General features: G+C 69.9%; 15 protein-coding genes. 11 read left to right on the top strand and 4 right to left on the bottom strand.

Annotated features, from left to right (window positions below; genetic code table 11):
* Nucleotides 1-37 precede the first annotated feature (37 nt).
* Nucleotides 38-925: a 4-hydroxy-tetrahydrodipicolinate synthase gene (gene dapA / locus WD341_RS09595; protein WP_368425226.1), complete on the top strand. Its 888-nt coding sequence runs from the start codon at nucleotides 38-40 to the stop codon at nucleotides 923-925.
* 296 nt (nucleotides 926-1,221) lie between these two features.
* Nucleotides 1,222-1,680 (top strand): SsrA-binding protein SmpB, encoded by a 459-nt coding sequence (gene smpB, locus WD341_RS09590; RefSeq protein WP_368425225.1) that lies wholly within the window; start codon nucleotides 1,222-1,224, stop codon nucleotides 1,678-1,680.
* Between the two features lie 2 nt (nucleotides 1,681-1,682).
* Here the strand turns inward: smpB and WD341_RS09585 are convergent, their stop codons facing one another.
* Nucleotides 1,683-2,351, bottom strand: coding sequence for a uracil-DNA glycosylase (locus WD341_RS09585; protein ID WP_368425224.1), 669 nt, complete (start codon nucleotides 2,349-2,351; stop codon nucleotides 1,683-1,685).
* Nucleotides 2,352-2,354: 3 nt separating this feature from the next.
* A complete protein-coding gene (locus tag WD341_RS09580; RefSeq protein ID WP_368425223.1) occupies nucleotides 2,355-2,990 on the bottom strand; it encodes an NYN domain-containing protein in 636 nt (211 codons plus the stop codon).
* Between the two features lie 154 nt (nucleotides 2,991-3,144).
* Here WD341_RS09580 and folK point away from each other — a divergent pair, with 154 nt between their 5' ends.
* From folK to era, 9 genes are all read left to right on the top strand, one after another.
* Nucleotides 3,145-3,666: a 2-amino-4-hydroxy-6-hydroxymethyldihydropteridine diphosphokinase gene (gene folK, locus WD341_RS09575; protein ID WP_368425222.1), complete on the top strand. Its 522-nt coding sequence runs from the start codon at nucleotides 3,145-3,147 to the stop codon at nucleotides 3,664-3,666.
* 109 nt (nucleotides 3,667-3,775) lie between these two features.
* On the top strand, nucleotides 3,776-4,120 hold the full coding sequence (gene rpoZ, locus WD341_RS09570) for a DNA-directed RNA polymerase subunit omega (protein ID WP_368425221.1): 345 nt from the start codon (nucleotides 3,776-3,778) through the stop codon (nucleotides 4,118-4,120).
* Between the two features lie 174 nt (nucleotides 4,121-4,294).
* Nucleotides 4,295-6,442 carry a bifunctional (p)ppGpp synthetase/guanosine-3',5'-bis(diphosphate) 3'-pyrophosphohydrolase gene (locus WD341_RS09565; RefSeq protein ID WP_368425282.1) on the top strand — a complete coding sequence of 716 codons (2,148 nt, stop codon included), beginning with the start codon at nucleotides 4,295-4,297 and terminating at the stop codon, nucleotides 6,440-6,442.
* Nucleotides 6,443-6,456: 14 nt separating this feature from the next.
* On the top strand, nucleotides 6,457-7,050 hold the full coding sequence (locus WD341_RS09560) for a DUF2062 domain-containing protein (protein ID WP_368425220.1): 594 nt from the start codon (nucleotides 6,457-6,459) through the stop codon (nucleotides 7,048-7,050).
* Complete coding sequence (locus tag WD341_RS09555) at nucleotides 7,047-7,859, top strand: pyridoxine 5'-phosphate synthase (protein ID WP_368425219.1); 813 nt, start codon at nucleotides 7,047-7,049, stop codon at nucleotides 7,857-7,859. The genes WD341_RS09560 and WD341_RS09555 overlap by 4 nt, the downstream gene beginning before the upstream one ends.
* On the top strand, nucleotides 7,856-8,266 hold the full coding sequence (gene acpS / locus WD341_RS09550) for a holo-ACP synthase (RefSeq protein WP_368425218.1): 411 nt from the start codon (nucleotides 7,856-7,858) through the stop codon (nucleotides 8,264-8,266). The genes WD341_RS09555 and acpS overlap by 4 nt, the downstream gene beginning before the upstream one ends.
* A gap of 85 nt (nucleotides 8,267-8,351) precedes the next feature.
* Entirely contained in the window at nucleotides 8,352-9,098 is a 747-nt protein-coding gene (gene lepB, locus WD341_RS09545) for a signal peptidase I (RefSeq protein ID WP_368425217.1), read from the top strand.
* Nucleotides 9,085-9,792 (top strand): ribonuclease III, encoded by a 708-nt coding sequence (rnc, locus tag WD341_RS09540; RefSeq protein ID WP_368425216.1) that lies wholly within the window; start codon nucleotides 9,085-9,087, stop codon nucleotides 9,790-9,792. The genes lepB and rnc overlap by 14 nt, the downstream gene beginning before the upstream one ends.
* Nucleotides 9,789-10,745: a GTPase Era gene (gene era, locus WD341_RS09535; RefSeq protein WP_368425215.1), complete on the top strand. Its 957-nt coding sequence runs from the start codon at nucleotides 9,789-9,791 to the stop codon at nucleotides 10,743-10,745. The genes rnc and era overlap by 4 nt, the downstream gene beginning before the upstream one ends.
* A 42-nt stretch (nucleotides 10,746-10,787) precedes the next feature.
* Here era and WD341_RS09530 read toward each other — a convergent pair whose 3' ends face one another.
* Together WD341_RS09530 and WD341_RS09525 are read right to left on the bottom strand one after the other, a co-directional pair.
* A complete protein-coding gene (locus WD341_RS09530; protein ID WP_368425214.1) occupies nucleotides 10,788-11,612 on the bottom strand; it encodes a FadR/GntR family transcriptional regulator in 825 nt (274 codons plus the stop codon).
* Entirely contained in the window at nucleotides 11,602-12,342 is a 741-nt protein-coding gene (locus tag WD341_RS09525; RefSeq protein ID WP_368425213.1) for an SDR family NAD(P)-dependent oxidoreductase, read from the bottom strand. The genes WD341_RS09530 and WD341_RS09525 overlap by 11 nt, the downstream gene beginning before the upstream one ends.
* Between the last annotated feature and the right edge of the window lie 56 nt (nucleotides 12,343-12,398).

The following is a 12,398-nucleotide window of genomic DNA, read 5'->3' as shown; positions in this document are numbered from 1 at the left end:
AGTCGGCCGCCCGCCGCGGGGCGGCCCGGAGAGAACCATGGCCGGCCCCCTGTTCACCGGATCGATTACCGCCCTGATCACCCCGTTCCGCGACGGCGCCGTCGACGAGAAGGCCTTCCAGGACTTCGTCAAGTGGCAGATCGAGGAAGGCACGGACGGCCTGGTCCCGGTCGGCACCACCGGCGAGTCGCCGACCCTGAGCCATGCGGAACACAAGCGGGTCGTCGAGCTGTGCGTCGAGGCGGCGGAAGGACGGGTCCCGGTGATCGCCGGCACCGGCTCGAACTCGACCGCCGAAGCCATCGACTTCACGCGCCACGCCGAGCAGGCCGGCGCCGACGCCGCCCTGTCCGTCTGCCCCTACTACAACAAGCCGAACCAGGAGGGGCTCTACCAGCACTTCAAGGCGATCCACGACGCCAGCGAGTTGCCGATCCTGATCTACAACATTCCCGGCCGCTCGATCGTCGACATGTCGGTCGAGACGATGGCGCGGCTTGCCGAGCTGCCGCGCATCGTCGGGGTCAAGGACGCGACGGTCGACCTGGTGCGGCCCTATCGTACCCGCGCCGCCTGCGGCGCCGACTTCTGTCAGCTTTCGGGGGAGGATGCCACCGTGGTGCCCTACCTCGCCCAGGGCGGCCATGGCTGTATCTCGGTGACCGCCAACGTCGCCCCCAAGCTGTGCGGCGACCTGCACGACGCTTGGCGCGCAGGCGACCTCGACACGGTGCACCGGATCAACGACCGGCTGATGCCGCTGCATCTCGCCCTCTTCGCCGAGCCGAGCCCCCAGGCCACCAAGTACGCCCTCTCGCAGCTCGGCCGCTGCGCCAACGAGCTGCGCCTGCCGCTGATCCCGGTGGCGCCGCGGACCGAAGCCCTGGTTCGCGACGCCATGGTCCATGCCGGCTTGGTCAACTAGCCTGGATTTCTCATACTGGAAGGGGTCGTCACGTGGGTTATCGTTGGACAGGCAAGGAGAAGCGCGCAGCGCGATGCGGCGCATCGGGCAAGCGCTTCGACGCGGCCTGTGCGGCGATAACCTACGCCCTTCGGGTCGCTCCTGGCGGGCTCGCCCGCGGCGTCGAAGTCCTCGAGCGTAGCTTCGGCTACGCTCTTCGGGCTTCTCCTGGCGGATCGAACCCACCAGGAGCGATGACGACCCCTTCCAGTATGAGAAATCCAGGCTAGGCGCCAGGCGCCGGAACGAAGAGTGCCATGCCTCCGCGCAAGACGGTCGCCCAGAACCGCAAGGCGACCCACGACTACTTCATCGAGGAGCACGTCGAGGCCGGCTTGATGCTGATGGGCTCCGAGGTCAAGTCGCTGCGCAGCGGCAAGGCCTCGATCAACGAGGCCTACGCCGGCGCCTCGGGCGGCGAGCTCTGGCTGATCAACGCCCACATCACCGAGTACGCCCCGGCCAACCGCTTCGGCCACGACCCCAAGCGGGCGCGCAAGCTGCTGCTCCACAAGCGCGAGCGCAACCGCCTGCTCGGCCAGGTCAAGCGCGAGGGCTACACCCTGATCCCGCTGTCGATCTACTTCAACGAGCGCGGCATCGCCAAGCTCGACCTCGGCCTCGCCAAGGGCAAGCAGAAGGCCGACAAGCGGGAATCGGCCAAGCAGCGGGATTGGCAGCGCCAGAAGGCCCGGCTGATGCGCGAGAAGGGCTGAGCTCAGCCGAGCGTCGGTAGCAGGGCCTCGAAGACGCTCTCGAACATCGCCGTCGTCAGCCGCCGGGTGTTCGTGTTGTAGCGCGAGCAGTGGTAGCTGTCGGCGAGCAGCAGTCCGTCCGGCAGCGCGTGGCGGGCGCCGTGGCCGAAGCGGCAGTGCGACTTCCGGAGGCCGAGCGCGGCCAGGGTGCTGCCGTGGGCGAGCGAGCCGAGCGCCAGGATCGCCCGCAGGTTCGGCATGGCCGCGATCTCCTCGACCAGGAAGGGGCGGCAGATGCGCTCTTCCTCGGGCGTCGGCTTGTTCTGCGGCGGTACGCAGCGCACGGCGTTGGTGATGCGCGCGCGCGTCATCCGCAGGCCGTCGGCGGGGTCGGCGCCGTAGTCGCCCTCGGCGAGGCCGAAGCGCAGCAGGGTCGGATAGAGCAGGTCGCCGGCATAGTCGCCGGTAAAGGGCCGTGCGGTGCGGTTGGCGCCCTTCAGGCCGGGTGCCAGGCCGACGATCAGCAGCGGCGCCTCGAGCGGCCCGAAGGCGGGCACCGGCGCGTTGTGGAAGGCGGGGTAGGCGATCCGGTTGGCACCCCGGAAGGCGGCGAGCCGCGGACAGAGCGGGCAGTCGCTCGGCGGCCGGCCGACTCCGTCCCCTTCTGCGCCGGCTGCCGCGAGCTCAGCCACGGTTCAGCCTTCCTCGTTGGCGTACTCTTCCTCGTCGGCCTCCTGACGGCCGGCCTGGTTGCCCGCCGCGGTGCCCTGCTGGCGCTGCACGGCGCGCGGGTGGTCGGGCGGCAGGCGGCGCTGGATGCGATCCTGCAGCTCGACCAGGTCGATGAAATTGTCGGCCTGGCGGCGCAGGTCGTCGGCGATCAGCGGGGGCTGGGCGCGGATCGAGGAGACCACCGTGACGCGCACGCCCTTCTGCTGGACCGCCTCGACAAGGCGGCGGAAGTCACCGTCGCCGCTGAACAGCACCGCGTGGTCCAGCCGGTCCGCCATCTGCAGCATGTCGACCGCCAGCTCGATGTCCATGTCGCCCTTGATCCGGCGGCGCCCCTGGCTGTCGGCGTACTCCTTCGCCGGCTTGGTGACCATCGAGTAGCCGTTGTAGTCCAGCCAGTCGATCAGCGGCCGGATCGGCGAGTACTCCTGGTCCTCGATCAGCGCGGTATAGTAAAACGCGCGGACCAGCCGGCACTCCTTGGCAAAAAGGTCGTAGAGGCGGCGATAGTCGATGTCGAAACCGAGCGTCCGGGAGGTCGCGTAAAGATTCGCGCCGTCGATGAACAGCGCAATGCGCTCCTCGGGATAGAAATTCATCGTGTCACCTTTCTTGCCGGCTGCCGACGTCAGGCGGCTTCGTGGCAATGCGGAAGGGGGGTGAGATCGGCAAGGGATAATGACGGGGTCTCTCGATGGGCCTAGAACTGGCACCAACGTTCGGATTCTGCAAGGTTGTGCGAAGGGCCGGCCGGTGACCTCGATCTACGTTGCGCTCGGCGCGAATCTGCCCCACCCGACGCTCGGCGAGCCCCGGGCCGTGCTGGAGGCGGCGCTCGAGGCGCTGGCCGCGCGGGGCGTCGCGGTGCGTCGGCGTTCGCGCTGGTACCGCTCGGCGCCGGTGCCGGCCTCGGACCAGCCCTGGTTCGTCAACGGCGTCGCCGAGGTCGAGAGCGCGCTGCCGCCCGGCGAGCTGCTGAGCCTCCTGCACGGGATCGAGGAGGACTTCGGGCGGGTCCGCTCGCTGCCCAACGCGCCGCGGGTGCTCGACCTCGACCTGCTCGACTGGAACGGCGCCCTCTCGCCCACCGGCGCCTGGCCGGTGCTGCCGCATCCGCGCCTGCAGGAGCGCGCCTTCGTGCTGCTGCCGCTGCAGGATCTGGCGCCGGGCTGGCGTCACCCGGCCAGCGGAGCCGACGTGGCCGCACTCGTCGCCGGCCTGCCGCCGGAGCAGCGGGCCGAGCCGCTGGAGCGGGCGCCCCCAAGGCCTTCGTGACCCTACCTGTGCCTCGCCGTCCTTGATCCCGGGCGGCCGAGGCCCTATAAGAAGCCGAGCCGGCCGCCTTCGCGCCGGCTTTCAGTGTTTGATCATCAGCAGGTGAGCCATGGCCCGCGTTACCGTCGAAGATTGCGTCATCAAGGTTCCGAACCGCTTCGAGCTGGTGATGAGCGCCGCACAGCGGGCGCGCGAGATTTCGGCGGGCGCCTCGCTCACCATCGACCGCGATCGCGACAAGAACCCCGTCGTCGCGCTGCGCGAGATCGCCGAATCGACCGTCGACGTCGATCACCTGCAGGCCTCGCTGGTCTCCGGCCTGCAGAAGCAGGTCGAGATCGACGAGCCGGAGGAGGAGGAGCTCACCGAGCTCGACCTCTCCGCCGAGCTGACCATGCCTGGCAGCGACTCCTCGAAGCGCGAGGCCGAGGAGGCCGGCGACGAGGAAGCTTGAGCGCCTGAACCGAAGCCTCGACCCGGGGCGCCATGCCCTCGGGCGGCGGCCGCCGCCCTTTTGCCGCACCGGCGCTTTTCCGCCGGGCGGGCCGTGGCGCAGACCTCCTTCAGTGCCTATAGTAACTCCTTCCGGTAACTCTCACGCGGGAAGGGGTCGTTCTTGCCGGCCGTAATGCGCCAGTACGAGCTTGTCGAGCGGGTTCGCGCCTACGATCCCGTGGCCGACGAGGACCGTCTGAACCGCGCCTACGTGTACGCGCTCAAGGCACACGGCAGCCAGACCCGCGACAACGGCGATCCCTACTTCTCGCATCCGGTCGAGGTCGCCGGCATCCTGACCGAGCTGAAGCTCGACAGCGCCTCGATCTGCACGGCGTTGCTGCACGACGTCGTCGAGGACACCAGGGGCACGCTCGCCGAGATCGAACGGCTGTTCGGGCCGGAGATCGCCCGGCTGGTCGATGGCGTGACCAAGCTCAATCGGATCGAGCTGCAGTCGGAGCACACCAAGGCGGCGGAGAATTTCCGCAAGCTGGTGCTGGCGATGTCCGAGGACATCCGCGTGCTGCTGGTCAAGCTCGCCGACCGCCTGCACAACATGCGCACGCTGCACTTCATCAAGTCGGACGAGCGGCGCCGGCGCATCGCCCGCGAGACCATGGACATCTACGCGCCGCTCGCCGAGCGCCTCGGCCTGCAGCGCTTCAAGGACGAGCTCGAGGACCTGGCCTTCGCCGAGCTCAGCGGCGAGGCGCGCAACTCGATCCTGCAGCGTATGCAGTTCCTGCAGGAGCGCGGCGGCCACCTGACCGAGCGCATCATGGATCGGCTCAACCGCGATCTCATGGGCGAGGAGATCGAGGCCTGGGTCTCGGGGCGGGTCAAGACCTCCTATTCGATCTGGCGCAAGATGCAGAAGCGCAACGTCGGCTTCGAGCAGCTCGCCGACATCATGGCCTTCCGGGTGGTGGTCAAGGACGTCGGCGACTGCTACCGCGCGCTCGGTTGCCTGCACAGCCGCTATCCGACGGTGCCGGGGCGCTTCAAGGACTACCTCTCGACGCCCAAGCCGAACGGCTACCGCTCCCTGCACACCGGCCTGATCGGTCCGGAGCAGCAGCGCATCGAGGCTCAGATCCGAACGTCCGAGATGCACGAGTACGCCGAGTACGGTGTGGCCGCGCACTGGAAGTACAAGCAGGACGGCTCGGGCGAGGCGGTCTACCAGGTCGAGGGCCGCAAGTTCCGCTGGATCCGCGAACTGCTCGACATCCTGGAGCATGCCTCGAACCCCGAGGAGTTCCTCGAGCACACGAAGCTCGAGATGTACCAGGACCAGGTGTTCTGCTTCACGCCGAAGGGCGATCTGATCGCGCTGCCGCGCGGCGCGACGCCGGTGGACTTCGCCTATGCGGTCCACTCGGAGGTCGGGCACAGCTGCGTCGGGGCCCGCGTCAACGGCCGCATGATGCCGCTGCGCACTTCGCTGCAGAACGGCGACCAGGTCGAGATCGTCACCTCAAAGGCCCAGCATCCCTCGCCCGACTGGGAGAACTTCGTCCAGTCCGGCAAGGCCAAGGCGGCGATCCGACGCTACGTCCGCCAGGAGCAGCGCGACCAGTTCGCCGCGCTCGGCAAGGAGATGCTGGACCGGCAGTTCCGCGTCGAGGGCTACGAGCTGACCGAGAAGGGCTTGAGCGGCATCCTCAAGAAGCTCAAGCAGGACAGCGTCCAGGATCTCCAGGTCGCCGTCGGCCAGGGCAACCTGAGCGCCCGCGAGGTTCTCGTCGCGGTCTATCCCGCGGCCAAGGAAACCAAGCCGGGCAAGATCGTGCCCTTGGCCCGGGCGCGCCGCAGCAAGCGCAAGGACGGCGCGCTGCCGCTCAAGGGGCTGATCCCGGGCATGGCCGTCCACTTCGCCGCCTGCTGTCATCCGCTGCCCGGCGACCGGGTCGTCGGCATCGTCACCACCGGCAAGGGCGTCACCGTCCACACTATCGACTGCGATACGCTGGCGCAGTTCCATGACCAGCCGGAGCGCTGGGTGGATCTCTCCTGGTCCGCCGACGCCGGCGACGAGCCCTTCCTCGGCCGCCTGCACCTCGTGGTCTCGAACGAGCCCGGCAGCTTGGGCGCGCTGACCACGGTGATCGGCAAGCACGAGGCCAACATCTCGAACCTCAAGATCACCAACCGCTCGCTCGATTTCTTCGAGATGCTGATCGATCTGGAGGTCGGGGACGTCAAGCATCTGACCCACGTGATCGCCGCCCTGCGCGCGACGCCGACCATCTCGTCGGTCGAGCGGGCCAGGAGCTAGCAGAATCCCAGAGGATGCTGTTCAGACGGGCCAACCCTCTTCCGCGGTACAGGCGTCTGGCCGGTCTGGTCTGGCCGAGCGCCGGCTTCCGGCGCACCGCCCGCTACGTGGCTCATCGTCTGGCCCGCCTGCCAGGCACGCCGCACCGCGTCGCCGCCGGCTTCGCCTCGGGTGCTGCGATCTCCTTCACGCCGCTGGTCGGCTTCCACTTCGTGGGGGGCGCGCTGGCTGCACTGCTGCTGCGCGGCAACCTGCTGGCCTCGGCGATCGGCACCGCGGTCGGCAATCCCTGGACCTTCCCCTTCATCTGGGCCTGGACCTACAGCTTCGGCCGCTGGATCCTGGGTCACACCCGCGGCCGGGAGACCCTGCCGGCCGGCCTGTCGATCACCCATATCTTCGACAATTTCTGGAGCGTCTTCCTGCCGATGCTGGTCGGTGGCATTCCGACCGCACTGGTCGTCTGGTTCCTCGTCTACTTTCCCGTCCGCCGCCTCGTCGCGGGCTATCAGGCGGCCCGCCGGCGCCGCCTCGCCAAGCGCGCCCGGCGTCTTGCGAGATCCTCGCCGGGCGCGGATCCGGTCGCCCCGAGGGAGAGCGGAAAGTGACGCCGCCGCTCGCCCGGGGCCCCGCGCGCGACCTTCGCCTCGGCGTCAACATCGACCACGTGGCGACGATCCGCAACGCGCGCGGCGGGGGTCATCCCGACCCACTGCGCGCCGCCCGCCTGGCGGCCTCGGCGGGCGCCGACGGCATCACAGCGCACCTGCGCGAGGACCGCCGGCACATGACCGACCGCGACATCGAGCGCCTGGTCGGGGAGATCGAGCTGCCGCTCAACCTGGAGATGGCGGCGACGGCGGAGATGCTGGCGATCGCCCTGCGCCACCGGCCCCATGCTGTCTGCCTGGTGCCGGAGAAGCGCAGCGAGGTCACCACGGAGGGCGGCCTCGACGCGGCCGGAGGCCGTCTTCTGCTTGAGCCCTTCGTCGCCGAGCTGTCGGCCGCCGGCATCCGGGTCTCGCTGTTCATCGATCCCGCGCCCGACCAGCTCGAAGCGGCCGCGCGGCTCGGTGCGCCGGTCGTCGAGCTGCACACGGGCGCCTACTGCGAGGCCTGGCTGGAGCAGGCCGGAACCCGGGCGGCCGAGCGCGAGCTGGAGCGGCTGCGGGTTGCCGCGGCCGAGGCCGAGGCGCTGGGCCTGGAGTGCCACGCCGGTCACGGCCTGACCTTCGAGACGGTGCCGCCTATCGCCGCCATCGCGACCCTGGTCGAGCTCAATATCGGCCACTTCCTGATCGGCGAGGCGATCTTCGGCGGCCTCGAGCCGACGATCCGCCGGATGCGGGCGGTCATGGAGGCGGCGCGGGCCGCGCCCCAGGCGGCCGGGGGCGGCGGGGACCTGACCCGGCGATGATCCTTGGTCTCGGCAACGATCTCTGCGACATCCGGCGCATCGAGGAGAGCCTTGCGCGCTTCGGCGACCGCTTCACCGCGCGCGTCTTCACCGAAGTCGAGCGCGCGACCTGCGAGCGCCGGGCCCAGCGGGCCGCCAGCTATGCACGCCGCTTCGCCGCCAAGGAGGCCTGCGCCAAGGCGCTCGGGAGTGGCGTGCCGAAGGCGGGGGTGCACTGGCTGCACCTCGGCGTCGTCAACCTGCCCTCCGGGCGTCCGGGCTTCGCGCTGACCGGCGGCGCGGCGCGGCGCCTGGCCGAGATCACGCCGCCGGGCATGACGGCCTGCATCCACCTGTCGATCACCGACGATTATCCGCTGGCACAGGCGGTGGTCCTGATCTCTGCGGTTCCTTCCCAGGCGCAATGACGCTATATCCCCGGCGCGATGCGGCTACCCGGCCCGAGCCGGCGGGGGCGGGGTCGCCTGTGCGGCCGGTTGTGGAAACGAGGCGATGAACGAAGAGAAGAGCGGGGGCTCCTTCGGCGAGACGGTCAGGACGGTGGTCTACGCCGTGTTGATCGCGCTGGTGCTGCGCACCTTCGCCTACGAGCCCTTCTCGATCCCCTCCGGATCGATGCTGCCGACCCTGAAGATCGGCGACTACCTATTCGTCTCGAAGTTCTCCTACGGCTACAGCCATCACTCGCTGCCCTGGGGCTGGCCGCCCTTCAAGGGCCGCGTGCTGTCCTCGGACCAGCCGGTCGAGCGTGGCGACGTCGCGGTCTTCGTGCTGCCGAGCGACGGCACCACCGACTACATCAAGCGCATCGTCGGGCTGCCGGGCGACACGGTCCAGGTCCGCGAGGGCCGGCTCTACCTGAACGGCGAGCTGGTCGAGCGCGCGCTGCTCGAGCCGAACCTGCGGACCAGCGCCTCGGGCTTCGCCCAGACCGTGACCGCCTACGAGGAAGTGCTGCCGAACGGCGTGCGCCACACGATCTGGGAACGCAGCGACCGCGAGATCTACGACAACACGCCGGTCTTCACGGTGCCGGACGAGCATTACTTCGCCATGGGCGACAACCGCGACAACAGCCAGGACAGCCGGACCCGCCAGGTCGGCTTCATTCCGAAGGAGAACCTGATCGGCCGCGCAGACATGCTGTTCTTCTCGGTCGATGGCAGCGCCCGCTTCTGGGAAGTCTGGAAGTGGCCGACGGCGGTGCGCTGGGGTCGCCTGTTCAATGGGATCGACTAGCAGCGCCCCGCGCCGCCTGCCGCCGCCGTTGGCGGCCCTGGCCGAGCGCCTGGGCCACAGCTTCGCCGATCCCGAGTTGCTGATCGAGGCCCTGACCCATTCCAGCCGCGCCGGCGGGCGCTCGTACGAGCGCCTCGAGTTCCTTGGCGACCGCGTCCTCGGCCTGCTGATCGCCGAGCGCCTGCTGGTGCACTTCCCGGAGGAGGCCGAGGGTCCGCTGGCCAAGCGCCTCGCGATGCTGGTCTGCAGCGACACTCTGGCCAACATCGCCCGCTCGCTCGAGCTCGGGCCGCTGATCAAGGTATCGCCCGGCGAGGCCGAGGCCGGCGGGCAGAAGAACCCTGCGATCCTGTCCGACGTCTGCGAGGCGGTCCTCGGCGCGCTCTACCTCGACGGCGGGCTGGAGGCGGTGCGCCGCGCCCTGCTGCCGCTAGCCGATCCGCTGATCGCGGCCGCGACCGAGCCGCCGCAGGACAACAAGACCCGGCTTCAGGAATGGGCCCAGGGCCGGGGACTGCCGCTGCCGCGCTACCTGGGGGTCGCCCGCTCGGGGCCGGACCACGAGCCGCGCTTCACCGTGGCGGTCGAGGTCGAGGGGCTGGCGCCGGCCCAGGGCGAAGGGCGCTCGAAGCGGATCGCCGAGCAGGAGGCGGCGGGCCTGCTGCTGGACCGCGTCGCGGGAGACAAGCCATGATCGACGAGCCGGACGTTCCGCGCGAGCCCGGGAAGGAATCCCGGCCCGGCGGGCCCGACAGCCGCTGCGCGGTCGTCGCCCTGGTCGGCGCGCCGAACGCCGGCAAGTCGACGCTGCTGAACCGCGCGGTCGGCGCCAAGGTCTCGATCGTAACCCACAAGGTGCAGACCACGCGCACGCGGGTGCGCGGCATCGCCATCGCCGGCCAGGCGCAGCTGATCTTCGTCGACACGCCCGGCATCTTCAGCGGCGCCAAGCGCCGCCTGGAGCGCGCCATGGTCGGCGCGGCCTGGCACGGCGTCGAGGACGCGGACCTGGTGGTGCTGCTGCACGACGCCCAGAAGCCGACGATCGACTCCGAGATGCGCGCGATTCTCGCGGGCCTCGCCCAGCGCGGCGGGCGCCTGGTGCTGGCGCTCAACAAGATCGACGCGATCCGGCGGGAAAGCCTGCTGGCGCTCGCCGCCCAGTTCGAGCAGGCGGCCGTCTTCGAACGCATCTTCATGATCTCGGCGCTCGACGGCGACGGCGTCGACGACCTCGTCGCCTGGCTGGCCGCGCAGGCGCCGGCGGGCCCCTGGCTCTATCCCGAGGACCAGCTCTCCGACCTGCCGCAGCGCCTGCTCGCCGCCGAGGTCGTGCGCGAGAAGCTGTTCCTGGCGCTGCACCAGGAGCTGCCCTATTCGCTGACCGTCGAGACCGACAGCTGGGAAGCCTTCAAGGACGGCTCGGTCAAGATCCAGATGACGGTCTACGTCCAGCGCGAGCATCAGAAGCGCATCGCCGTCGGCCACGGCGGGCGGACCATCCGCATGGTCCGCGAGCAGGCCCAGCGCGAGCTCGAGGAGACGCTGGAGACCCGCGTCCACCTGTTCCTCTACGTCAAGGTGCGCGAGCGCTGGATCGACGACCCGGCGCGCTACCGCGACTGGGGCCTCGACTTCGAGGGGTAGGCAAGGGCGAGGGGGCCGCGCCGCCGGTCCTGCGGGCGCCGATCAGTCGGCGCCGTCCTTGCGGTAGAGCTGCAGCCGGGAAGCGACGTTCCACAGGTGACGCTCGGCGGCCTCGCGGGCGGCGGCGGCATCGCGCTCGGCGAGCGCGCGGTAGATCGCCTCGTGCTCCTGCTGGACCGCGTAGGGCAGGCCTTCGAAGCGGGCCGTATGGGTGCGCGCCACGCGGATCAGGTTGCGGACGCGGCTTTCCAGGAACCCGATGAAGGTGGTGAAGAAGGGATTGCCGCCGGCCTCGACGATGCGGCGGTGGAAGTCGAGGTCCTCGTCGACGCCCCCGAGGCCTTGGTCGATGGCGGTGGCCATGGCGTCCAGGGCCCGCTTGATGCCCTGCAGCTGTTCGTTCGAGCGCCGCTCGGCGGCCAGCGCGGTGGCGGCGACTTCGACCGTGACCAGCAGCTCGAGGATGTGCCCGAGCTCCTGCTGGTCGCCGATATCCGGATCGTCGATGCGGAACGACGTGCCCTTGCCGGAGCCCTTCACGAAGACCCCGCGGCCCTGGAAGGACTCGACGACGCCGTCGTAGCGCAGGCGCGAGATCGCTTCCCGCACGACCGGGCGGCTGACCCCGAAGCGGTGCGACAGCTGCTGCTCGCTCGGCAGGCGGTCGCCGGGCTTCAACGCGTCGCGCTGGATCTCGTCACGCAGGCGCCTGGCGATCTCGTCCGGCAGGCTGGGTGGCCGCGCCAGCCTGCTTGTCCCGCTGCCCTTCGATTGCACTGAAGGCGGTTGCCTGGAGCCGTCGATGGCCAGGTCGCCGGCCACGGCCCGCGCCGAAGGGTTGACCTGGTGCTCGAACCTAACTGGCAACGTAGAGGCCTCCATTGACGTGCAGGGTTTCGGCCGTGACGAAGCCGGCCCAATCGCTGCAGAGAAAGGCCACCGTGCGCGCCACTTCCTCGACGGTGCCCAGGCGCTTGAGGGGTGTCGCCTCGATCAGCGCGTCGCCCTTGGCGGCCAGCAGGGGCTTGATCAGCGGCGTGTCGATCAGCCCAGGCGAGACGCAATTGACCCGGATTCGCGGTGCCAGTTCAAGCGCCAGCGAACGGGAGAAGCTGAGCACCGCGCCCTTGGCGGCCGAGTAGTGTGCGTGCTGGTAGCTGCCGCGGTGGCCGGCCATCGAGGCGATGTTGACGATCGCGCCGCCGTCGCGCAGCAGCGGCGCGACCGCGCGGCAGGTGAAGAAGACGCCGTCGAGATTGATCCCGATCGTCTCGCGCCACTGCTCGTCGCTCATCGAGTCGACCAGCTGGTCGCGATAGAGCCCCGCCCCCGTGACCAGGAAGTCGGCCTTGCCGAAGCGCTCCCGGCAGGTCTCGGCGAGCGCTTCCGCCTGCTCCGATGAGCGGGCGTCCTGGCGCAGGGTGGCGATACGTCCTCCCGTCGGATCCAGATCCGCGGCAAAGCCGGCAAGACCCTCGGCGTCGAGGTCGCTGAGCAGCAGGTCGGCGCCCAGCTCGAAGAAGGTTCGCGCGATCGCCCGGGTGATGGCGCCGTTGGCGCCGGTGAGCAGCAGCACCTTGCCGTGGAAATCGATCATCGAAGGCTCCGCCCGGTCGTCGTTCTCGAGGCGGCGCCATCGCGAGGCGCCGGCCG

This window comes from Tistlia sp., assembly GCF_040905785.1.
Taxonomy (GTDB): domain Bacteria; phylum Pseudomonadota; class Alphaproteobacteria; order Kiloniellales; family DSM-21159; genus Tistlia.
Note: the sequence above shows the minus strand (reverse complement) of the source record. Positions and strands in the feature narration are given on the sequence as shown.